We start from the raw sequence: 23,420 nt of genomic DNA, 5'->3' as shown, positions 1-23,420 counted from the left end.
TCTTAGGTTTTAGTGAAAATACTAGACATGATGTATAGATGCGACAGAGCCGTAAAATTTTGCCTTTGAAAACCTGTTTCATACGAAAAATCAGAAAGTCCAGGACGTAGTAAGCTCGGTGCTGCATAATAAGGAATGGTAATTGTTTCGATTTTACCAGTTATATCCTGCGTTTTAACTATTAAATCCCCCCTACCCGTAATAACCGGAATATTGCTTATATCAAAATCGCCCATTCTAGCTTTTGCATTATATATAGGAATATTATTCGAAAATAATTCAACACTACTAGGAAGCTCTGATTTTCCCCTGAAATCAAGTAAAGGATAAATGATTAAATTTGGTCGCACAGAAAAATTAGTAGCATATTGAATTCCAGCAAATCTAGTTGAATTAGACCAAATAGCCGGTTTTGTAAAACTATCACCCACTCGCCAATTGGTCATTTTATTTTCATTTTCATATGTCCAATTAGTTTCTAAACGAGTGAACTTATTATAGTTTTTTTGAGCACTCCTTACTTTGGAAAAATTTGAATTAACGGCTTTGCTTTGAAATAAAAAGCTATAACTATATACGCCGTTTTCAGTGGCATAATCCAATTCCTCTACCCCTGCTAGATAATTACTATGATCATCTTGAGTAAGGGTAAGATTATAATTGAAATATGCTCCATTAATTAGCTTATTGTCAACTTCCTTAATAGGTATATCAGTAGCATTAAATGATTGACCTTGCATTTTTTCGGTAGGAAAAATAATATCTAAATCTAAATTTTCATGATTTAAACTATATTTAGTGCCTGTTAATAAATCTAAATTAACATATTGTATATCATGATAAGTCACTAAGCCTTGTTTTAGATATTCTTCCTGCACGTTAAAATGCTCAATATCTTCAAGGGGGATTAGATAATTCCCTTGTTTATTTTGCATAATTGTCGGGAATATATCCGTCTCTACATAATTTACTTTTAATGAAACAATTAATTCACTATCATCTGTAATTTCTGCATAGCTTAATGAATTAAATAATACCTATAAATAATGATATTATTTTATATAAAAAGCACATGGCTTTGATTTATTAAATTAAAAAATTTTTAGCTGGAAATTGTTATGGGTACGTTAAATTCGACAATAAAATCTACTGTTGAAGTGATAGTATTATCTATTTTTATTTTATGTGCTAATTCTTTTACAGAAATTCTATAAGCATTTTCTGCTGTGGAAACATTTTTTTTATCCTTTACAGCAATCCTGATTATCTGGATTTTACCACCCTGTACAGGGAACATTAAAGGTGTTGCTATCAAATCTTTTTTTTCTTTATATTCTTCTTTGCCGTTTTCATATTCTCTTTTTAATACTGTTAACTGAAAACTTCTTTCCATTAGATCATTATTTTGTAATTTTATGGTTGCTATTTTATCATTTTTATTAATATTTATTTTTACCGGCATAATAGTAAAATTAGCAGCAGAGGATAGATTTGAAAATAATACCAGTGAAAATATCACTAAATTAAAATATTTTTTTAACATATAACCTTATAATTATTAAGTTTAGATATTTATGGGATTGTTATGCTTGCTGCAATTTGATCGCTATAATTATCTACCGGTACAGTAGTCTTCTGACCTGATGGTATACGACCATAAACAGTATAGGTTTGAGCAAGACCAGTACCTGCTCCTGGTGGTGAATCACTATTATTTGCGTTATTTCCCCAAATAACAGTTCTAGCAGAATCAGAATAGAGAAAATACTGAAGTAAATTACTAGCACTTGCAGCACCTTTCATCTTACGAGTACTAGTAGAGCTACTGTTTTGACCCGAATCTAATTTTACATGATAACCTGTGCCAGCAGTACAAGTTACGGTAATAACGGATGTTTTATCGCTATTATTTTGAGAGGTATAGGGATCAAAACTTAAATTAGTTGCTGCAATTGAGCAATAAGGCTGAACTGTTGCAGTAACTGAAAAATTTACAGAAGTAGCAAAAATTTTATTGCTGTTTAATATTAAAATACTAACAACAATAATATTACGTAGGACCTTAAGGTTATTCTTCATAAATATCCTGTATTAAATTAAAAATAATTAATTTCTATTATTAATCTTTTACAAATCTTATACATTTTAAATGATTTTTATGATATTTTTCTCACAGAGTTTTTAAAGGAATAAACTTGTTTTATTTTATATCTATTTTTATTATTAATTAAAAAAATAATATTATTGTTGTACTATTAGTAGAAAATGTATATAGTGCGTTTTATATTAGTCAAAATTAAACTCCAAAAAAAGAGAAGACGTTATGAAAAGTATAGCTCACCATTGGATGCAACAAGGTAGAGAAGAAGAAAAAGCTATTATGGCAAAGAAGATGCTAAAAGAAGGTATATCATTAGATTCTGTTATAAAAATTACCAAATTATCTAAAGAAGATTTAGAAAAATAAATATTATGAAAAGTATAGCTTACCACTGGATGCAACAAGGAAAAGCAGAAGCAAGAGAAGAAGAAAAAGCTACTATGGTAAAAAAAATGCTAGAAAAGAATAAACCTTTGGGTGGAATAATATATTTTACAGGTTTAACCAAAGAAGAAGTTGAGAAGTTAATGTAAGATATAAGAAAAAGATTTAAAAGCCAAAATGATACAAGTAATTATGACTAGATAAAAATATAATTGACTATTACATCTGACCATTATAATATAAAGATAATTTTACTTTTTGTGCGATATAAAATGTCTACTAAAATAGCAATCAGTTACTTTAAATCTCATTGTCTTGAAATAATAGATAAATTACAAACCGATAAAGAATCTATTATAATTACTAAAAGAGATAAAGCTGTAGCTCAAATATTACCTATGGATAATAAAAAAATCTCATTATTTGGTATGCTAAAAAATAAAGCTGAGATAAAGGGTAATATATTAGAACCAATAGAAGAAAAATGGAACGTGGAACATGAATAATACTTTAGTATTAGATACACATGTTCTACTGTGGTCATTATTACAACCTAAAGAATTATCAGATGATATAAAACATAAGATTAATCTAGCTCAAGAAAATTCACAATTATTTTTAAGTTCTATTTCTTTATGGGAAATAGCCATGCTTAGTTTTAAAAAGCGTATTAATATCTATGAACCTATAAAAGATTTTCTGAACTCTATAACAGATATTAATGGATTAGCTATTAAAGATATTTCTTCAGAGATTGCAGCAGAAAGCATTTCCCTTATGGATGATTTTCATGACGATCCAGCCGATAGAATTATTGTAGCAACAGCAAAATGTCTTGGGGCTACATTACTTACTAGAGATCAAAAAATTCTTACTTGGGCTAAGTTAGGGCATATTAAATCAATATCTATTTAAACATTGTAATTAATAACAATTGATTATTTCCCTAATATCCAATAAAATCCTGTTTTAAAATCAAATATAAAATAATAATGCACAATACTGATGTTTTAATAATAGGTGCAGGACCTAGTGGGTTATTTGCCATTTTTCAAGCAGGAATGTTAGGAATGAAGTGCCATTTAATCGATGCACAAGAGGTTATAGGTGGTCAGTGTATTACACTTTATCCTGAAAAGCCTATTTACGATATACCAGCCTACCCTAAAATTGCCGCAGCAGAGCTAATAAAACAACTGGAATTACAAGCAGCTCCGTTTAATCCGGTTTATCACTTAAACCAACAAGCGGTAGAATTAAAAAAAGAAGGTGAATTTTTTGAAGTAAAAACCTCAAAAGATATTGTTATTAAAAGCAAAGTAATCATTATTGCAGCTGGAGCTGGCTCATTTGGTCCTAATAAGCCTCCTCTTGCAAATATTGAAGAATTTGAGAATGAATCAGTTTTTTACTTTATTAATAACCGCAGTAAGTTTACAGGTAAAAATATAGTTATAGCAGGTGGCGGTGATTCTGCTGTTGATTGGGCTATTTCTCTTTCTGAAATTGCTAATAAAATATATCTAGTTCACAGACGTGATAAATTTAGAGCAGCAAATGAGAGTTTAAGACAATTAAAAGATATAGCAGAAAGTGGAAAAATTGAGTTAGTTACCGGCTATCAACTAGATTCATTAGATGGAAATAATAGCAAACTTCAAACTGTTATAGTTAGAGACTTACAAAATAACACACGAAAGCTAGATGCTAATATATTATTACCGTTTTTTGGTTTAAAGCAGGAGTTAGGTAATTTAGTAAATTGGGGACTTGATATAAAACTTCATCATATTGAAGTTGATCCTGTACATTACCAAACTAATATTTCAGGTATATATGCTATTGGTGACGTTGCTCATTATAGCGGTAAGCTTAAACTAATTCTTACCGGTTTTGCTGAAGCAGCAAGCAGCCTTCATCACGCTTATGGTAAAGTATTTGATGGCAAAGCTTTACATTTTGAGTACTCAACCACCAAATTCGGAGAAGCAAATAAGAGTGAATAACGTAATTGACGGTAAAGCTTTAGCAAGTGAAATATTAAATGAGTTAAAGCATGAAATTCAAAAACTTAAAGACAAAACAGGAGAATCACCAAAACTAGCAATAGTCTTAGTTGGTGACAATCCTGCAAGTATTATTTATGTCAAAAATAAAATAAAACATGCCAATAAAATAGGTATTGATACGCTGTTATTAAATCTTCCTATTACTATAAAAACAGAAGATTTAATAGCAAAAATCAGTGAATTAAATCTTGATCAAAATGTTTCAGGAATCATAGTTCAGCTTCCTTTACCCGACTCTATAGATAAAAATAAAATCTTATCTGCTATCTCGCCTTCTAAAGATGTTGATGGTTTTCATCCTTTAAATGTTGGTTATTTACATAGCGGGATTGATAACGGATTTGTACCCTGCACTGCTCTTGGCTGCCTTGAAGTAATTAAGAAACATGAACCAAATTTAAGCGGTAAAAATGCCGTAATTGTTGGCCGCTCAAATATCGTTGGCAAACCTTTGAGTGCATTACTCTTAAAAGAGGATTGCAGTGTAACTATTTGCCACTCTAAATCACAGAATTTAAGTTCTATTACCTCCAAAGCCGATATTATTGTTGCAGCTATCGGCTCACCTCTAAAATTAACTTCTGAATATTTTAAGCCAAATGCGATAGTAATTGACGTAGGAATTAATAGAATCGGCGGTAATAAAATTATTGGCGACGTCGATTTTGAAAATGTTAAATCTAAAGTCAAATATATTACCCCTGTCCCGGGCGGCATCGGACCTATGACTATTGCTTTTTTGCTCAAAAACACAGTGCAAGCATTTAAGATATGTATCTAAGTACATTTTTTATTCTATGTTGTTCCCGTGGCGGCATTGTTGCGTGGATCGAAAAACGCCCTCGGTGTCATCTAGTTGCTTGTACCTGCGGCATCCAGAAAATAATAAAAAATACTAATTTTATTAGTATTTTTTAGCTGGATCCCGTGGACAAGCCTATAGTACCGGACAATTATTAAAAAAATGTTATATTTTATTCAGATGTAGGTGACTTTGTATGTCATTCCCACGAAAGTGCAGTAGTGTCCGGAGAAAATTGGAGTATTATTAAAACCGTCATTGCGAGTGGTCGTAGACCGCGTGGCAATGACGAAAAAACCCAATAATAACAACGTTTATTTTTTTCCGGACACTACTGTGCCTACGCAGGAATGACATAGAATAATAACTGTCCGATACTATAGAATAAATCACGGGATGACAGGAGGGAATGATCCACGCAGCAATGCATACAAGACTTAAGAATCGTCATTGCGAGAAGAAACTTTAAGTTTCGGCGAAGCAATCTCAGGGGGCTTAACGAGATTGCTTTCGCCCTCTTCTACAAATCTCCTCGTAATGACGACTAAGCTTTATCTCATTCTAATATCCCTCAATGGTAATACCTAAAACTTTTGAATCATTATCTATCTTAAAGTGTTCTATTTCTTTTAGAAATTTTTCTTCCAAGGTTGCAATATTATATTTGGTAATTTCATTAGCTGGAAGAAATTTTAAATATTTATTTACTGTTTCTATAAGTTCAGTTATTTCATTTATATCTTTTACAAGAGCTTGCAGGTTATTATTTGCATTTCTTGCATCATCAGTTATTTCCTCCGTATTGGCTGTTTTTTTAGTGACAATATTATTAAGTTTATTAATGTTAGTTGATATACCCCCTAACATTGTTTTTATTGAAGAGCTCTCCTTATTACTTATTTCACAATTTAGCTTATTTATTAATTCTTCAAATGTTGCAATTTTTGCTGATAATACTTGTTTACCAATAACCTCTTGTGCTTTTAATTGCTCTTTTAATTGATTATGTTCTATCTTCTGCTGCTCTATCACTCTTTTGACTTTTATCTCCACACTAAAAATATCTTTTTTGGTAAAATTATTTAAGAGTGGTTTTATAAGATTTTCTATTTCTCTTTTATCTTCGCTGCAACTAATAGAATTAGCAGCATCCCATATATTATCCGCAGCTTCTTTTATTTGCTCCTGATCTATAGCTATTTTCTTAATTTTATCATTTAATTTATCTTTAAGTTTTTGAAAACTTATTTCACATAATAAATTACATATATCTTTAAATTTTTTATTTTCAGCTAAACTTAATGCCGTATCACCCCTATTATTAACTTGATTGATAGCTTCATATGTCATTTTAAAAGCAAGCCTTTCACAAACTGTATATAACCCCTTATTAGCAACCGACATTAAAATTGTGTAGCCATTATCACTAGCTTTGTTAAATTCTTTGGGGTCTATTTCGTTAATATATCTAAGTGCTTTTTCTTCATTTTGTTCTTTTATTGCGTTTATAAAATTTTCATATGGTCCGTACCATAATTCTATCATTGTTTGAACAAGTGTTTTAACCATAACTATTTCTTTATTAAAAATTGGTAATAATTAAGGTTATAAAAATAAGTTTGAAAATGCAACAGAAATTTAATTAATGATTTACATTAATTACTTAAGAAAGCAGTTTTATATATTGTTTTCATGTTTTTGATAATTAAACTTTAGATTGGCGATATTATAATTTGTTTTATCTTATTGCGTAACCTTTTTATGTTTTATTTGCAATAATATTAATATAAGATTTTCTACTTAGAATTTAAGCTTAAATAAAGTATTAAAAATTTATAGATTTTTTTATGAAATTTGTTATAAGGATTTAAAACAAACTAGCTTATACATATGCTAAGGATAGAAAAAGCTGAAGATGCAGAAGTATTTATGGGTGCAATTGTAGCACTTAAGCCTAAAAGCTTTTATTATGGCAAAAACAGAGACAATATATTTAATAATGAATTTGTATTTGGACTATTGGGTGATAGATTTTTTCCTCATATAATGGGTGGTAAATATCTATGTTTATACTTATTTCAAATGGGCAAAACTACAAATGAAAATATTTATTTAAATTCAGATAAGCTAGAATTAAATGAAGCAGGTTACCTAGATATGAGATTTGCTAATTTAAAAGAAATAAAAACCTTGAGGCATTTAGTAGATTTTAATTATATAATATTAAATAGCTTTAATAAAACTTATACTATTTACATGTTAAATAACATTTTAACCTATGACCCTGATATTAACTTATTAGATATAAACTATAATAAAGATACTCTCGATATAACCTTAGACTAGCATAATTATAAAGAAAAAGAAAATACTAAAATATTAGGTTTTGTGGACATTTCTAATTGATTCTCATTGCAACTATAAATTAACTTCTATATTATTCCATAATATATTGATTGTTTTAAGCTCTTAAATTATTTATATGCGGATTAATTATTTGATAAGAGTATTGCTATGTATAAACAAATTTTAAAAAACATCGAAAATAAGATAGAAAGTAATAATATGACTCTTAAAACTTTAGAGGGGTTAAAAAAATATTTGGATTTGAAAACGCTAAGCGTGAGGGACTTAGCAACGTTCTTTTAGAGCTTTATAGTATTCACACAGGATTATTACATAAAGCTGATAATAAGTATGAACAAGATTCAGAAGCCCAACTAAAATTATCTGTTATAAACACTTTGATAGGGGATATTAATAATTTCCTTGATAATCACCCTGAATAATAAACTGTTACAATGTTTTAAGTACTTAGGTTCTTATATCTTTAAAGTGTGATAGGATGGAAATTATAAAGTTATATTAGGAATATAACGCTTAAATATCAGATTTATCCGGAATACATTCATGATTTTTAAAGTAGTTCGAAAATTGCAGAAAAAAGGAATTTAGTAAACCTAGTATTCTTTAACTTTTCTTTAAATACCAAAAAGCTTGATTTTAAGCTATGTTTGACGTTTGATGTGTTATAAAAAAATACCAAGAACTGGAGAATGGTGGGTTTGAGAAGACTTGAACTTCCGACCTCACGCTTATCAGGCGTGTGCTCTAACCAGCTGAGCTACAAACCCATAGTTAATTAATATTTTTGGTGTTTTGCTGTTTATCTTTTTACCTATTACTTATTAGGTTTTTCTCACAATTGTCACCAAATAGGGCTGAATTAACTATAGAATGCGAAGTTAGGATAAGAAATTATTTTAACTTCGGTAAAACGGTTAAATAATATGGTGAGCTCGCCGGGATTCGAACCCGGGACCCTTTGATTAAAAGTCAAATGCTCTACCAACTGAGCTACGAGCTCTTAAATATATTTATATACTCGCTTTATTTGAAAAATTGGCGACAATGTTCTATAAGTACTGCGGTACGAAACTATATTAAGTATACGCTTCGTTCCTCGTCTTATGAACTCCTTGCTCTTTTCCAAATAAAACTTCGTCTATATTACTTTTTAAATTTATACGTTAAAGTTTTATACTTAGTATAGTTAACCACCCTGCATTGCAAATGCAGGGCTTAAGATTATGGCATCAATGCCTTAGCTATAGCTAGTTTTCAACTTGAAAGTTTCCAAACTTATCATCTCTCGATTCATGTTTATCAATATAATCCTTGATCATTTGGTCAGTCACATTGCCTGTGGTTCTGACAAAATATCCAACAGCCCATAAGTGTTTACCCCAATACTGTTTCCGTAATTCTGGAAATTCCTGCTGAATCTTCCTTGAACTCTTTCCTTTTAGATACTGTACCACCTTACTAATACTTTGATAAGGTGGCACAGATACATAGATATGTACGTGATTTGAAGCTATCTTCCCTCTTAATATCTCTACTCCATTATCCTTACATATCTCTTGGGTTAGGTCCTTGACTCTCCTACCAATATCACCAACCAATATATTATATCGATATTTAGTCACCCATACTATATGATAAGTGCAATCGTAAACTGTGTGGCTTATCTTCTTGTAATACTGCATCTCTACATTCTATATGTTAAAACGACGCACTGCAAGTGCGGGGTTTTTCTCCCAAATTTGGGACAATAAATAATATTTAAAATTATGTTTTACTTTATCGCTGAAAAAGGCTAATCTGTCAACAATTATTTTCGGATTTAATTTAAATAAGGTAAATTCATGAAGCATCAAGACGTTGCTATAATCATCCCTTCCCGTCTTAGCTCAACTAGACTTACACGTAAACCTCTACAGCTAATCGGCACATCTACTCTAATCGAACGTGTATTTAAACAAGTAAATCAAACTAATCTTGAACATATTTATGTTGCGACTGATTCACAGGAGATAGCAAGCGTAATTGAAAAGCTCGGAGGGAAAGTTATATTTACCGATAGTAATATTCCAACTGGTACTGATCGTACTTATGAAGCTTTTAAGTTAATTCCAAATAATCAAAATATTAATTATATAGTTAATGTGCAAGGTGATATGCCTTTCATTGAACCGGAATCAATTTTAAAAGTAATAGAAGATTTAAAAAATAGCAAATATGATATTGTAACTCCTGTAGTAAAAGTAGAGAAAGATTCAGTAGAAGCTGCAAGTAATGTTACTGTAGCTATTGACTCTCAGGGAAAAGCCATATATTTTTCACGTAGTCTTATTCCAAATGGTGCGGAAGAATTTTTATATCACGTGGGGATGTACGGATTTCGTAAAAGTGCTTTGGAAAAATTTGTGGCTCTTGAACCAACATTTTTAGAGAAAACAGAACGCTTAGAGCAATTACGACTTCTTGAAAATGGCATGACAATCGGCACATGTTTAGTTAATAATGTCCCTATTTCGGTTGATACACCTGAAGATTTAAGTAAAGCAGTAAAATTTTATGAAAAGAATCAATTAGTTTAAAGAATGGTGCGTTTTATCTTTATTACAGGCGGAGTAGTTTCATCTTTAGGTAAAGGTCTAACTGCCGCCTCTCTTGCAATGCTTTTGCAAGCAAAAGGTTTTAAAGTTTGTTTACGGAAACTAGATCCTTATTTAAATGTCGACCCTGGAACAATGAATCCTCATCAACATGGTGAAGTATATGTTACCGATGACGGGGCTGAAACTGATCTTGATCTTGGGCATTATGAGCGTTTTACAGGGGTGCCTGCTTGTAAGTTTGATAATATCACAACAGGTGCTGTATACTCAAAACTACTTAAGGAGGAAAGATTAGGAAATTATACCGGTCTTACTGTACAGGTTATTCCACATGTTACAAATATAATAAAAGATTTTATACTTTCTAATACCAAAGGTTTTGATTTTGTACTTTGCGAAATAGGCGGTACAGTAGGTGATATTGAAGGGTTGCCTTTTTTTGAAGCTATAAGACAAATCGGAAATGAATTAAAAAGCAAACAATGTTTATTTATTCATCTAACTTTATTACCATATGTTAAAACTGCTCGTGAGCTAAAAACTAAATCTACTCAACATTCTGTAAAAGAACTCCGCACTATCGGTATTTCGCCGAATATTTTAGTGTGCCGAGCAGAACGCAAAATTGCTAAAAGCGAAATAGAAAAAATAGCTCTATTTTGTAATATAGACTCTGAGTATGTTATTCCGGCAATAGATCAGAAAAATATATATTTAGTACCTCTTGCTTACCATGATTATGGGCTTGACAATAAAGTATTAAAATTTTTTAATCTTACTATTGCACCTTCTAAATTAAATAGATGGCATGAGATAATTGAAAGATTAAAAGAATCTCATTCAAAAGTACGAATCGCTATTATAGCTAAATATCATAAATTAAAAGATGCTTATAAATCAGTAATCGAAGCTCTTGACCATGCTGGCATATATCATAAATATAAAGTTAATTTAGTATGGATAAATGCAGAAAATGTAACCAATGAAAATATTTCTAAAAAATTATTAGGTGTTGACGGAATATTAGTTCCAGGTGGATTTGGTGAGCGAGCAACAGAAGGAAAGATCTTAGCAGTAAATTATGCTCGAACTAATAATATACCTTTTTTTGGCATATGTTTTGGGATGCAGCTTGCTGCTATTGAAATAGCTCGTAATTTAGTAGGTCTTAAAGATGCTGTAACGGAAGAGTTTAAAACAGCTGGTACAAAAATTATTGAAAGAATAAGCAAAAATGATGAGGATTTTAATCCATCAGATATCACAATAGAAAATGTAAAAAAGACTATGCGTCTTGGTTCTTATACATGTAATTTAGTATCGGATAGTATTACTGCTAATGCATATGGAGAACTTAAAATAAGTGAACGACATCGTCATAGATACAAATTCAACAATGATTTTCAAGATATTTTTGAAAAAAATGGCGTAAAGTTTAGCGGATTTTCAGAAGATAAAAAGATTGTGGAAGCAATTGAATTACCAAAATTATTATGGTTTGTGGGAGTACAATTTCATCCGGAGTTTAAATCAAAACCTTTTGAAGCTCATCCTTTATTTATTGGATTTGTTGAAGCAGCGATTAAATATAACAATATACTATGACCTTATTTAAAAATCTTGACATAATTTTTATTATAGTCTAGGTTGCATTAGAGTTCTTTAACACTCTATAAAATAAGCTCATAGGTAAATTAATGGACGCCGTGAATTCTAACTTCACCTTTTGGAATAGAGCAAGAAATAGTAAATTTAGGCATATAGTTTGGCCGATTAGATCATATGAATTAACCAAATTCATACCTATGGCTTTATTAATGTTTTTTATTTTACTTAATCAGAACTTAGTTCGCAGTATTAAGGATAGTTTTGTTGTTACTTTAATTAGTACGGAGGTACTTAGTTTTATCAAGCTTTGGGGTGAAATGCCAATGGGTGTTTTATTCATTATTCTCTATTTTAAACTCTGTAATATAATGACCACGGAACAGGTTTTTAGAATAATTACCGGTACTTTTTTGCTTTTTTTCGCTATTTTCGGTTTTGTTCTATTTCCATATAGAGAATTTTTTCATCCTGATCCTGAATTAGTCAAACATTACATAACATTACTTCCACATTTAAAATGGTTTATAATAATTTGGGGACAATGGAGCTTAGTATTATTTTATATAATGGGCGAGTTATGGCCTGTAATAGTTTTTACTCTCTTATATTGGCAGCTAGCAAATAAAATTACTAAGGTCGAAGAAGCACCTAGGTTTTACTCATTTTTTACTTTATTTGGACAAACCAATCTACTAATTTCCGGAACAATAATTATCTATTTTGCTAAAAGCGAACATTTCCTATTGCCATTATTTTCTCATTTAAGCGACACCAATGAAATTCTTTTAAAATCATTTGTTAGCGTTATTTTAGTCTCAGGATTAATTTGTTTAGCTCTGCATAAATTTATCGATAAAAAAATTGTAGAAGCCGATAAAAACATCAAATTTAAAAATCAAAGAACAGATATATTAAAATTAAGCTTAATTGAAAGTACAAAAATAATATTAACTTCTAAATATCTTGGTTTTATTTGTATTCTTTTAATCTCTTATTCGATGAGCATTAGCTTAATTGAAGGATTATGGATGTCCAAAGTAAAACAACTATATCCTGATACAAAAGATTTTATTTCATATCACGGTAAGGTATTTTTTTGGACAGGGGTACTTACTTTAGTTAGTGCATTTTTAGTAAGCAGTTTAATTAGATTATGCGGTTGGTTCTGGGGAGCAATTATTACACCTATTATGATGTTTGGAGCGGGCGTGATGTTTTTCTCCTTTACAGTGTTCGAAAATCACTTAAAAAATATTATAGATACGCTGGGTTATAGCTCACCGCTTATTGTAATAGTTTTTATTGGCGGTTTGTGGCATGTGATTGCTAAATCAGTAAAATACTCACTTTTTGACGCTACTAAAGAAATGGTGTATATTCCGCTAGATAGCGAAATGAAAACCAAAGGTAAAGCTGCCGTTGATGTTATGGGAACTAAGATCGGTAAATCGATAGGTGCTATTATTCAATTCGTATCCTTTAGCATCTTCCCAAATGCTGTGCATAATGATATAGCAGGCTTATTAATGTTCAGTTTTATTATAGTATGTTTAATATGGCTATATGGCGTAAAAGTCTTAGCAGAATATTATAACAAGCTAGTAAAACGTTAAAAACATTTTCATTCTGTTGCATGGATTAAAAAGCACCATCAGTGTCATCCCGTGGCGGCATTACCTGCGTGGATCATTCTCCCCCTGTCATCCCGTGATTTATTCACGGGATCCAGTTAAAAATACTAATAAAATTAGTATTCTTTTTATTTTCTGGATCTAGTTCCCAAGCAACTAGATGAATACCTTAGGACGTTTTTCGATCCACGCAACAATACTTTCCCGCGGAAGCGGGAATCCAGGAAAAAAAGTCTAAATACAGCAATTTTTTAGAATATAAAAGCTCGATTTATGCTGGATTCCCGCCGTTGCTACAGTAGTGTCCGGAGAAAATTGGAGTATTATTAAAACCGTCATTGCGAGCGGTCGTAGACCGCGTGGCAATCCAGAAAAATAGTAAAAAATAACTAATTTTAGCATTTTTTTCCGGACACTACTGCACCTCCGCAGGAATGACATAGAATAAAAACTGTCCAATACTATTATAATACATACATGCAAAAAACATATTATAAATAATACGATGTCAAATTTTCATAAAGAAGGTTCTATAGTTTTTTGGAAATGGTACGGAAAAAAGCTCAAGGGTACAGTTCAAAAAGTTTATTATGATCCTATAATTAAAAAGATTAAGGATAAAGAAATTAAACGTAACGCTAGTGAGCAAAATCCAGCTTATTATATTAAAGGAGATAATGACAAACACGTCTTAAAATTACATTCTGAACTAATTAATATATAAATTTCATAATTATGAACAAAAAAATATCAAATCTTAATATGATTGATAATAAATAAATTAAAAATCATCGTAAACTGCCTAAACTTGCTTTAGCTGTCATTCTTAGCTTTTATTCATGCTATTATTAAACTTAATTCTTATTGACTTATATTATGGATGTTGGTACAGCATGTTTCAAAAAGGTCTAGACAAGATGAATTTAAAGGTGAGCCTGCAACAGCGTAGATAAACTACGTGAGCACAGGCAAATCCTACAAAATTCGCTTGTATCGACCTTTATGGAATGTGCTGTACTTATAAAATAATTTTCTCAATAACTACAAAAGCTACACAAATGGGGTAATCATCAGAGAGGGAAAGATGGATATTAAAAGGAGGAAGTTTTTGAGTATAAACTGAATCTATCTTTACTATTGGCTTGCCTAATTCATCATTAAGCACCGTGACATCTTTAAAATTAATACCACGCCCTATACCAACACCGAAAGCTTTACTAATTGCTTCTTTAGCAGCAAAACGCTTTGCCAAAAAAGTAGCATGACTTTCTTTCTTTAGCAAAGCAAATTTTTTTAATTCTTCGGTATTTAAAATTCTTTTAGGAAAAATTTCTGGATATAATTTTATTATCTTTTCAATTCTAGGAATCTGTACTATATCCGTACCAACACCTATAATCATTTATTTATCTTCAAAGTCTTCACCGGTTTCTTCAGTAAAAATTTGATCGTCTAAATCAGAATAATCTTCTCCAATATAAACTTCTGGTAAATATTCAAATTTTTCTTCTAAATCTTCTGATTCGTCTTGTTCAACAATAGGCTCTATTCTACTTCTTGTACGTAGGCTATTAATAAAATCTTGTTCTAACTGAGCTACTGATACTTTTCCAGAAGCAATTCTGCGTAATGCGATAACCGGAGGTTTATCACGCTTTTCTTTCTTGCTTTGATTAGTTTCTACTTTATAGTTTAATAACTTAGCATATCTAGTTGCATAAATAACTAGCTGAAACCTATCAGGTATAACTTTACTACAATCTTCTGTTGTAATTCTTGCCATTATTCTCTCCGTTAAAATAATAAATTTTTTATGTTATTAAGTTCTTGTGTCATTTAGTTGCTTGTACCTGCGGCATCCAGTAATAAAAATACAATTTTTCAAGCCATGCAACAACCTAAGCATAAGTCACGGCATTACATTAACCTATAACAATAAATAATTTGTATTATACTCTTTTTATATCCGCACCGCAATTATTTAATTTCTTCTCTAAATTTTGAAATCCGCGATCTAAATGATATATACGGTGCAATACTGTTTCACTATCAGTACTTAGACCTGCTAGTATCAGCGATACCGAAGCTCTAAGGTCACTTGCCATAACTTCCGCACCTTTTAAGCTTTTAACGCCTTGTACTATTGCTTGATTACCCCGCACTGTTATATCCGCACCCATTCTACATAATTCAGGTACGTGCATAAAACGATTTTCAAAAATATTTTCAGTAATTATTGAAGAACCTTGGCTAATAGTCATAAGACTCATAAATTGTGCTTGTAAATCTGTAGCAAAGCCTGGATATGGATTAGTTTCTAAATTTACGGCATTTAACTTATCTGTATAAGTTACCTGCACTCCATTATCTATAGGCATAACTTTTATACCTGTTTCAATGAGTTTTAAAGCAATATTTTCTATGATATGATAATCAATGCCGTAAAGTTTTAAATCACCTTTAGTAATAGCTGCGGCAAACATATAAGTCCCTGCCTCTATACGATCAGGTAGAACTCTGTAACTTGCTTCACTTAAAGAATCTTTGCCGTTTATTCTTATTTCGCTTGTACCAATTCCGGAAATATCTGCACCCATCTTATTAAGACAGTTACATAAATCCACTATTTCAGGCTCTCTAGCACAGTTAAATAGCAATGTTTCACCATCTGCTAGAACAGCTGCAAGTACGGCATTGATAGTAGCTCCAACCGAAATTTTATCAAAAATGAAATGAGTACCTTTTAAACGCCCTGCCGTTGAAGCGTTAATATAACCATCTTCAATTGTAATTTCAGCTCCCATAGCCTTTAAAACTGCAATATGCAGATCTACTTGTCTAGCTCCAATGGCACAACCACCAGGTAGAGATACTTTTGCTTTACCATAACGGCTAAGCAGAGGACCAAGCACCCAAATAGATGCTCTCATCTTACGAACTATCTCGTAATCTGCCGTTAAGTTGTTGATATTTGCAGCATTAATTACTAATTCGAACTCATTTTCATGTTCTATTATTTCAATGCCTGCTCCATGACTTTTTAGTAATTCTTTCATAGTACTAACATCCGTTAATTTTGGAACATTAGTAATATGTAGTTTATCAGTCAGTATAGAAGCTGCCATAATAGGAAGCACAGCGTTTTTAGCACCGCTAATATTGATAATACCTTTGAGAGGTTTACCGCCGTGAATAATTAATTTTTGCATAAATATTTATAATGTCATTCCCGCGGAGGCAGGAGTCCAGTCAATTATATTGTCATCCCGTGACTTGATCATGGGATCTTGTGCCATAGAATGTGTCCTGAGATACCGCGGTCAAGCCGCGGTATGACAGACTTTTTTCTGGATTCCCGCCTCCGCGGGAATGACATAGTAAACCGCAAGAAAAATATACATATTCTTAACATGAAGAGTAAGTAGACGAAGTTTTATTTGGAAAAGAGCAAGGCGTCTTGAAGCTGATAACCGCAGCGTATACTTAATACGTGAGGATTATCAGCAAAAGACAACGTAGCCAACTTTTCAAATAAAACGAGTATACTATACGTCCAGGTTTACAACGTTCAATGCATTCGATTGTATGAACTGCCTACGAGGTTCGACTACATCACCCATTAGCGTGGAGAATATACCTTCAGCTTCATCGATTTCTGCAACTCTTACTTGCAATAAAGTTCTTCTTTCAGGGTTAAGGGTAGTATCCCATAACTGATCTGAATTCATCTCACCGAGTCCTTTAAAGCGTTGAACGCTGATGCCTTTTTTTCCGCAATCTATAATAGTATTTAGCAATATGCTAGGAGTTAAAATATCAAATTCTTGGTTTTTTACTACTAGCTTTAATTGCTTATTAAATATATCAAAAATTGTTAGAGCAAGTTTTGATATATTTATAAATTCGAATGATTCTAACTGCTCTCTTAGCAAAATTTTACGCTCTTTTAAGCCTCTACTAAAACGGAAAAATTCTATTTTGTTTTCATGTTTTAAAACTTCCCAATCTGTTTTATCGGGTGATTGCTCTAAACTATTTAATGCATTTAAAGCTTTTTTAAGTCTTGAATCACTTTCATCATTAAATATTTTATTGTTAAGTAGATCATTAATTGCCAAAATTTCAGTGATAGAGCGGTTAAATTTTTTGCTAGCATGATCAAGTAAGCTATTGAACTTTATGACTTTACTCATTAGTTCTTCTAGATTTTCGTTTGCCAGCTGCTCTTTATTATCTAAAGTTAAAGTAGCATCGCTAATTGCTGATTTTACTAAATAATCTTGCAGTGCTTGCTCATTTTTTAAGTAAAGCTCACTTGCTCCTTTCTTTACCTTATAAAGAGGTGGCTGTGCTATGTATAAATATCCCTTATTTATTAGCTCTGGCATATGGCGGTAAAAGAACGTAAGTAATAAAGTTCTAATATGTGACCCGTCAACGTCAGCATCAGTCATAATAATAACTTTATGATATCTTAGTTTTTCAAGAGAGAATTCTCGGTTATCAACACCTGTTCCAAGAGCTGTAATTAATGTACCAATTTGATCCGAGCCAAGCATTTTATCAAACCTTGCACGTTCAACGTTTAGGATTTTACCACGCAGAGGCAATATAGCTTGAATTTTGCTATCCCTACCCTGCTTTGCTGTACCACCCGCTGAGTCTCCCTCTACTATAAATAATTCAGAAACTGCCGGATCTTTGGCATGACAATCTGCAAGCTTACCTGGCAAGTTCGATACTTCTAATACTGATTTTCTTCTAGTTAATTCTCTTGCTTTTCTAGCAGCTTCACGAGCATTAGCTGCCTCTATAATTTTGTTTATAATGAGCTTTGCGTCGGCTGGATGTTCTTCAAACCACTCAAGAACTTTCGTATAAACAGCATTTTCAACAATCGGTCTTACTTCAGAACTTACCAGCTTATCTTTAGTTTGGGAGGAAAATTTAGGATCAGGCACTTTAACAGAAAGTACGCAGCATAACCCTTCCCTAGTATCTTCTCCACTAAAAGCATTTTTCGCTTTTTTATTAAGACCGGTATTTTCAAGATAAGCGGTAATAACACGTGTTATCCCTGATTTAAATGCACTAAGGTGAGTTCCGCCATCACGTTGTCTAATATTATTGGTAAAACACAATATATTCTCATGATAAGAATCATTCCAATGCATAGCAAGCTCAAGGCTTATACCAGATTCAGTATTATCTGCATTAACTACGATACATGAATGAACAGCGTGTTTTGCACGATCTAAATATTTTACGTAAGCTTCAATTCCGCCTGTATAATAAAATTCTACTTCTTTTACCTCTTCAAATCTATTATCTGTTAGTAAAATCTTTACTCCAGAATTTAGGAAAGCAAGCTCACGAAGACGATGTTCTATTATATTGAAATCGAATTCTATATTAGTAAAGGTTTCTACTGATGGGAAGAAAGTAACTTCTGTACCTTTTTTGTCTACATTTTCTTTAACAACTGCAAGCGGTGCTTCTGTTATCCCGTTATTAAATCTAATAAGATGCTCTGTATTATTACGCCAAATACGTAGCTCAAGCCAATCAGAAAGAGCATTTACGACCGACACACCAACACCGTGCAAACCACCAGAAACCTTATAAGAATTCTGATCAAACTTACCACCGGCATGTAGCTGCGTCATAATTACTTCAGCTGCCGATATACCTTCTTCCTCATGAATCTCAACAGGTATACCTCGCCCATTATCAGATACGGTTACCGAGCCGTTTTTATTTAAAACGACTCTTACTAAATCACAATAACCGGCTAATGCTTCATCGATAGCATTATCGACTACCTCATAAATCATATGATGTAAACCAGATCCGTCACCGACATCACCGATATACATTCCTGGTCTTTTTCTTACAGCTTCAAGACCCTTTAAAACCTTAATAGAATCAGCACCATATGATGATTCATTCAACTTTTCTTCAAATTCCGACATATTATATTATTAAGATAAATAAAACGAGTATACTTTATTTGTTGCTAGAGACAATAAAAATAACTATAACGGAACTTATCAGATTAGTAAATGTAAATATGATGAGATAACAATGGATAAATTAAAGTTAAAAAATATTTTTGATGTGATGGATGATTATGACGTATTTTTGTTTAATCTTTGGGGCGTAATAGTCGAAGGTGGTCACACCTACCCTAATGTTGTGCAGAATATTAATAAAATTATTGAGCAGAAAAAAGTATATTTTGTTACTAATGCTCCACGAAATATTTTCTCTCTACATCAGACACTCAAATCTTGGGGATTAAATGCTAAGCCAGAAATGATTATTAGCTCTGGTGAAGTAGCTGTACAGATGATTTTAGAGAGTAAAGAGCGTTTTGGTATTGAAAAGCCGATAATATATCATTTAGGTCATCTAGAAAATGATATCATAAACGGCATACAGTGCCCTATCACTGATGATATTCAAAAAGCTAATATTCTCCTAATGACAATTTATAGAGATGAAAGTAAAAATTTAGATTTAAACGAATTTGATGAGCTATTTAAAATTGTCGTAGAACGCAAGATAGTCAATATTTGTGCTAATCCTGACCTTGGGATAAATCAACACGGAATTTATAGATATTGTAGCGGTTATTATGCTCAGAAAATAATACAGCTAGGCGGTAAAGTAATCTATAGCGGTAAACCTTACGAAGAGATATATAGCAAAGTTTTACAAGAATGTCCTAGTGTAACTAAGAATCGTATATTAATGATAGGCGATACTTTTTATACTGATATACTTGCAGCTAATTGGCTTGGCATAGATTCAGGTTTAGTTTTAACAGGTAATTCTAGAGATTATCACCTCGAGTTTGATAATATTGATGATAAGCTATCTAATTTAAGAAAAGCAGCTGAAAAATAATCGGTTATGCCAAGTTTTGTAGTAAGTTTGTCTTGATGACGTCATTGCGAGCGAGCAAAGCGAGTGCGGCAATCTCGTAAAATAGTATGATACTCCTGAGATTGCCACGTCGATTCTGCGAATCTCCTCGCAATGACGGTCATAACAAATACTATTGATGTTATACTAATAATCTGTTATATAAGAAGCTTTAAGCGGTCGTGGCGAAATTGGTAGACGCGCAGCATTGAGGGTGCTGTTCTGTAAAAAGATTGGAAGTTCAAGTCTTCTCGACCGCACCATATCATTGACTTTTAAATTTACTTTAACTTCTCAATTTCTTCTTTTTTTAAATCAGTGTATTTTATAATTTTTGCTATAGGTTCTTTATCTATTAGCATCTTTTTAGCTATAGTAAATTTTTCTTTTTTTAATTTAGCTTCTAACTTTATTTTACTTTTGGCTCTTTCTTTTTCAATACCTTGTTGCTCCCAGTGATGTGCTAAACTTCCCATAATATTTGCTCCTAATTTAGGATTTAAATGTGATTTAAGTATTTTTTCTAATTCTATTTTATCATCTTCTTTTATTTTAGTCAAAGTATACGATATAGCTGATTTTATATGATCGACTCCACTATTAGAGTCAGCAAACACCGATAAAGTATCGGCTAGTTGTTTCCATCTTGGTAATAAATCAGGCTCATTTATATATTTCATTAGAATTTGTAAAGGAGCAAGCCAAGATCTTTCTTTTAATTGTTCATCAGGAATATCAAACAAGTTGATTAGTTGATAATCGTTGCTCCAAGTTTCTTTTACCAACTCGCTATTTTCAAATAAATCCCACAAATTTAAAGGAGCAGTATATTTTTTATGATCATTTGAATATACTAACGGATATATAAAAGGAAACTTTTTAGAATCGGGATGCGAATTTAAGTGTCTTTCAGCAATATTTAACATATATTTAAACAGGCGAAAAGCCATAAGAGGGTCGGAACTACTTTGGTGTTCACACAAAATGTATATATAACCATCTCTATTATTAATTTTAGCAGAATATAAAACATCTGTAATAGTTTCTTTTAAGCTTGGCTCTATAAAACTATCATTTTCCAATTTCAAAGTAGAGGGTAAGAATAAAACTTTTATTTCAGTTGGTAAATATTCCTCAAAGAATTCTTTAGCTATTAATGGATTTGCTAAAGCTTGCTGAAAAAACTTATCATGCTCTTTTCTATCTGACATAATTTTATTATTGTAACTAATAAGGGAGCATTATACAAGCTTTTCTATTATAAGTATATATCTAATAAATTTAAATGAGTAGATAAACGAGGTTCTATTATTGAGCATAGTTAAAAAACTATTGCTTATTTTTGTTCTATAATTTATATTGATTAACAAATCGTACACCATTCTACGTCAAACCTAGCTAACCAGTAAATAATTATAATTAAATAAGTCTGCAAGCCAGACTATTATAGTCAATTCAGTTGAATTTTGTGACAGGCGTGAGGGTAGAGCTTATAATAATAGGCAAGACGACGAACAACCTGCTACATGCGTTCAAATCAATTGACTATAGGTAAGGGATTATGCCTAATTTCAGTATGTTCAAAAGCATATTACCTGATCATCATGATCAATTTGCTGAAATTTTTGATCAAATTAATGATTTATTAGAAGATCATAATTATAATGCTGCGGCTAGTAGGCTTGCAGAACTTCATTATGCTGATTTAGCTGATTTCTTAGATAATTTAAGTCCTAAAATCTACAAAATAATCATTCCACTACTACAAGACAAAATCAAACCTGAAACTTTAGTTTCACTAAATGCTTACAGCAAACCTTTAATAATAGAAACTCTTGGCATAAAAAAATCAGCAGAATTAATTGATAAGCTAGATATAGAAGATGCTATTGAAGTTGTAATTGACTTAGATGATGATATTAAAGATTTAATATTAAGCAATCTTTCTAAAGAAAAAAAACATCAAATCACTATTGGGTGTACATATCCAGAAAATACAGTAGGAAGGGTAATAGAGCGAGACTTTGTTAATCTTCAAGAAAATTGGACTGTTAAAGAGTCGTTAAATTTTATAAAAACTGTCAAAAATGACTTCCACGCTGCTATTGTTACAGACAATAAACTGCGTCCTATCGGTATCATCTCGCTTAGTACTTTAATTAAGCATGAAAAAAATGAATTGGTGAAAAATTTAATGAGTAAAGATTTTAAACTGGCTGATAGTTTCACCGATTTAAATGAACTTAGTTTCATTTTTAAACAATATGCTTTAACTATAGTACCAGTAGTCAATAAAAATGGTAAATTAATTGGTAGCGTATCTATTGACAATATAATCTATATTATTGAAGAACAAGCCGAAAAGGATATATTATCGCTAAGCGGTGTGCATACACAAGATACTTTCTTTAACTTCTTTTACACTGTAAAACATCGTTTTCCATGGTTATTTGTTAATCTGATTACCGCTTGCATGACTTCGCTTATTATTAATCATTTTAATGATACTATTGCAAAGCTTGTAACACTTGCAGCTACTATGCCTATTGTAGCCTCTATGGGCGGCAATGCAGGTACGCAAGTTATGACAGTTACGGTTAGAGCACTTGCCAATAAAGATATTCATTATAGTAACGTAAGTAAAATAATCTTGAAAGAAATAGCCGTATCGGGTTTTAACGGCTTTGTGCTAGCAATCATCGGTGCAGGACTTAGCTTTGTGATGCTGATGGACCTTAATCTTAGCGTAATTTTTGCTATTGCTGTAATCTTAAACTTTCTGGTAGCAGGGTTATTTGGCTCTGCTATTCCGATATTACTGCACTATTTCGATATTGACCCAGCTGCTGGCTCTGGCGTCTTTCTGACTACCCTAACCGATGCTTTAGGTTTTCTCACCTTTTTAAGTCTTGCTCACGTCTTTCTGGTATAGCA

The 23,420-nt window shown here is 31.7% G+C and carries 23 protein-coding genes and 3 tRNA genes; 14 read left to right on the top strand and 12 right to left on the bottom strand.

Annotation, left to right across the window (positions count from 1 at the left end; translation table 11 throughout):
* Window positions 1–2: 2 nt before the first annotated feature.
* The 3 genes from AAGD54_RS04955 to AAGD54_RS04945 all read right to left on the bottom strand — a co-directional run bounded on the left by AAGD54_RS04955 (window position 3) and on the right by AAGD54_RS04945 (window position 2,079).
* On the bottom strand, window positions 3–935 hold the full coding sequence (locus tag AAGD54_RS04955) for a fimbria/pilus outer membrane usher protein (protein WP_341794268.1): 933 nt from the start codon (window positions 933–935) through the stop codon (window positions 3–5).
* Window positions 936–1,102: 167 nt separating this feature from the next.
* On the bottom strand, window positions 1,103–1,543 hold the full coding sequence (locus AAGD54_RS04950) for a molecular chaperone (protein ID WP_341794267.1): 441 nt from the start codon (window positions 1,541–1,543) through the stop codon (window positions 1,103–1,105).
* Between the two features lie 29 nt (window positions 1,544–1,572).
* Window positions 1,573–2,079 (bottom strand): spore coat U domain-containing protein, encoded by a 507-nt coding sequence (locus AAGD54_RS04945; RefSeq protein WP_341794266.1) that lies wholly within the window; start codon window positions 2,077–2,079, stop codon window positions 1,573–1,575.
* Between the two features lie 244 nt (window positions 2,080–2,323).
* Between AAGD54_RS04945 and AAGD54_RS04940 the strand changes: the two genes are divergently transcribed.
* The 6 genes from AAGD54_RS04940 (at window position 2,324) to folD (ending at window position 5,335) form a co-directional block, all read left to right on the top strand.
* Complete coding sequence (locus AAGD54_RS04940) at window positions 2,324–2,467, top strand: hypothetical protein (protein WP_341794265.1); 144 nt, start codon at window positions 2,324–2,326, stop codon at window positions 2,465–2,467.
* 29 nt (window positions 2,468–2,496) lie between these two features.
* Complete coding sequence (locus AAGD54_RS04935) at window positions 2,497–2,634, top strand: hypothetical protein (protein ID WP_341794264.1); 138 nt, start codon at window positions 2,497–2,499, stop codon at window positions 2,632–2,634.
* A gap of 123 nt (window positions 2,635–2,757) precedes the next feature.
* A complete protein-coding gene (locus tag AAGD54_RS04930; protein WP_341789156.1) occupies window positions 2,758–2,991 on the top strand; it encodes a type II toxin-antitoxin system Phd/YefM family antitoxin in 234 nt (77 codons plus the stop codon).
* Window positions 2,984–3,400, top strand: coding sequence for a type II toxin-antitoxin system VapC family toxin (locus tag AAGD54_RS04925; protein ID WP_341794263.1), 417 nt, complete (start codon window positions 2,984–2,986; stop codon window positions 3,398–3,400). Before AAGD54_RS04930 ends, AAGD54_RS04925 begins: the two co-directional genes overlap by 8 nt.
* Window positions 3,401–3,477: 77 nt before the next feature.
* Complete coding sequence (locus AAGD54_RS04920) at window positions 3,478–4,491, top strand: NAD(P)/FAD-dependent oxidoreductase (RefSeq protein ID WP_341794262.1); 1,014 nt, start codon at window positions 3,478–3,480, stop codon at window positions 4,489–4,491.
* Window positions 4,484–5,335, top strand: a complete 852-nt coding sequence (gene folD, locus AAGD54_RS04915; protein ID WP_341794261.1) for a bifunctional methylenetetrahydrofolate dehydrogenase/methenyltetrahydrofolate cyclohydrolase FolD — start codon at window positions 4,484–4,486, stop codon at window positions 5,333–5,335. Before AAGD54_RS04920 ends, folD begins: the two co-directional genes overlap by 8 nt.
* Before the next feature lie 582 nt (window positions 5,336–5,917).
* On the opposite strand, the gene AAGD54_RS04910 is transcribed toward folD, so the two are convergent.
* Entirely contained in the window at window positions 5,918–6,925 is a 1,008-nt protein-coding gene (locus tag AAGD54_RS04910) for a hypothetical protein (protein ID WP_341794260.1), read from the bottom strand.
* Window positions 6,926–7,246: 321 nt separating this feature from the next.
* Here AAGD54_RS04910 and AAGD54_RS04905 point away from each other — a divergent pair, with 321 nt between their 5' ends.
* The gene (locus AAGD54_RS04905) at window positions 7,247–7,702 is read left to right on the top strand and encodes a hypothetical protein (RefSeq protein WP_341794259.1); all 456 of its coding nucleotides are present in this window, start codon (window positions 7,247–7,249) and stop codon (window positions 7,700–7,702) included.
* 711 nt (window positions 7,703–8,413) lie between these two features.
* Here AAGD54_RS04905 and AAGD54_RS04900 read toward each other — a convergent pair.
* From AAGD54_RS04900 to tnpA, 3 genes are all read right to left on the bottom strand, one after another.
* Window positions 8,414–8,490: transfer RNA gene (locus AAGD54_RS04900), tRNA-Ile, on the bottom strand.
* A gap of 157 nt (window positions 8,491–8,647) precedes the next feature.
* Window positions 8,648–8,723: transfer RNA gene (locus AAGD54_RS04895), tRNA-Lys, on the bottom strand.
* A 247-nt stretch (window positions 8,724–8,970) separates the two neighbouring features.
* Window positions 8,971–9,405, bottom strand: a complete 435-nt coding sequence (tnpA, locus tag AAGD54_RS04890) for an IS200/IS605 family transposase (RefSeq protein WP_341794258.1) — start codon at window positions 9,403–9,405, stop codon at window positions 8,971–8,973.
* A gap of 159 nt (window positions 9,406–9,564) precedes the next feature.
* Here tnpA and AAGD54_RS04885 point away from each other — a divergent pair, with 159 nt between their 5' ends.
* From AAGD54_RS04885 to AAGD54_RS04870, 4 genes are all read left to right on the top strand, one after another.
* Window positions 9,565–10,299, top strand: a complete 735-nt coding sequence (locus AAGD54_RS04885) for a 3-deoxy-manno-octulosonate cytidylyltransferase (RefSeq protein WP_341789150.1) — start codon at window positions 9,565–9,567, stop codon at window positions 10,297–10,299.
* A 3-nt stretch (window positions 10,300–10,302) separates the two neighbouring features.
* Window positions 10,303–11,925 carry a CTP synthase gene (locus AAGD54_RS04880; protein ID WP_341794257.1) on the top strand — a complete coding sequence of 541 codons (1,623 nt, stop codon included), beginning with the start codon at window positions 10,303–10,305 and terminating at the stop codon, window positions 11,923–11,925.
* A 92-nt stretch (window positions 11,926–12,017) separates the two neighbouring features.
* Complete coding sequence (gene tlc2, locus AAGD54_RS04875) at window positions 12,018–13,541, top strand: nucleotide exchange transporter Tlc2 (RefSeq protein WP_341794256.1); 1,524 nt, start codon at window positions 12,018–12,020, stop codon at window positions 13,539–13,541.
* 523 nt (window positions 13,542–14,064) lie between these two features.
* Window positions 14,065–14,283, top strand: coding sequence for a DUF2945 domain-containing protein (locus AAGD54_RS04870; protein ID WP_341789147.1), 219 nt, complete (start codon window positions 14,065–14,067; stop codon window positions 14,281–14,283).
* Window positions 14,284–14,577: 294 nt separating this feature from the next.
* Here the strand turns inward: AAGD54_RS04870 and acpS are convergent, their stop codons facing one another.
* The 4 genes from acpS to gyrB form a co-directional block, all read right to left on the bottom strand.
* Window positions 14,578–14,961: a holo-ACP synthase gene (gene acpS / locus AAGD54_RS04865; protein ID WP_341794255.1), complete on the bottom strand. Its 384-nt coding sequence runs from the start codon at window positions 14,959–14,961 to the stop codon at window positions 14,578–14,580.
* A complete protein-coding gene (gene rpoZ, locus AAGD54_RS04860; protein ID WP_011477654.1) occupies window positions 14,962–15,342 on the bottom strand; it encodes a DNA-directed RNA polymerase subunit omega in 381 nt (126 codons plus the stop codon). It lies immediately after the preceding gene.
* A 166-nt stretch (window positions 15,343–15,508) separates the two neighbouring features.
* Window positions 15,509–16,768, bottom strand: a complete 1,260-nt coding sequence (gene murA, locus AAGD54_RS04855) for a UDP-N-acetylglucosamine 1-carboxyvinyltransferase (RefSeq protein WP_341794254.1) — start codon at window positions 16,766–16,768, stop codon at window positions 15,509–15,511.
* Window positions 16,769–17,104: 336 nt separating this feature from the next.
* Window positions 17,105–19,531, bottom strand: coding sequence for a DNA topoisomerase (ATP-hydrolyzing) subunit B (gene gyrB / locus AAGD54_RS04850; protein ID WP_341794253.1), 2,427 nt, complete (start codon window positions 19,529–19,531; stop codon window positions 17,105–17,107).
* A 112-nt stretch (window positions 19,532–19,643) separates the two neighbouring features.
* Here gyrB and AAGD54_RS04845 point away from each other — a divergent pair, with 112 nt between their 5' ends.
* Together AAGD54_RS04845 and AAGD54_RS04840 are read left to right on the top strand one after the other, a co-directional pair.
* The gene (locus tag AAGD54_RS04845) at window positions 19,644–20,468 is read left to right on the top strand and encodes a TIGR01459 family HAD-type hydrolase (protein WP_341794252.1); all 825 of its coding nucleotides are present in this window, start codon (window positions 19,644–19,646) and stop codon (window positions 20,466–20,468) included.
* A gap of 194 nt (window positions 20,469–20,662) precedes the next feature.
* Window positions 20,663–20,749: transfer RNA gene (locus AAGD54_RS04840), tRNA-Leu, on the top strand.
* An 18-nt stretch (window positions 20,750–20,767) separates the two neighbouring features.
* Here the strand turns inward: AAGD54_RS04840 and AAGD54_RS04835 are convergent.
* Window positions 20,768–21,697, bottom strand: a complete 930-nt coding sequence (locus tag AAGD54_RS04835; protein WP_341794251.1) for an Rpn family recombination-promoting nuclease/putative transposase — start codon at window positions 21,695–21,697, stop codon at window positions 20,768–20,770.
* A gap of 350 nt (window positions 21,698–22,047) precedes the next feature.
* Between AAGD54_RS04835 and mgtE the strand changes: the two genes are divergently transcribed.
* On the top strand, window positions 22,048–23,418 hold the full coding sequence (gene mgtE / locus AAGD54_RS04830; RefSeq protein ID WP_341789140.1) for a magnesium transporter: 1,371 nt from the start codon (window positions 22,048–22,050) through the stop codon (window positions 23,416–23,418).
* Window positions 23,419–23,420 lie beyond the last annotated feature (2 nt).

This window comes from Rickettsia endosymbiont of Rhinocyllus conicus (assembly GCF_964026465.1).
Classification (GTDB): Bacteria; Pseudomonadota; Alphaproteobacteria; order Rickettsiales; family Rickettsiaceae; genus Rickettsia.
The sequence above is the reverse complement of the archived record's forward strand: the minus strand, read 5'-3'. Positions and strand labels throughout refer to the sequence as shown.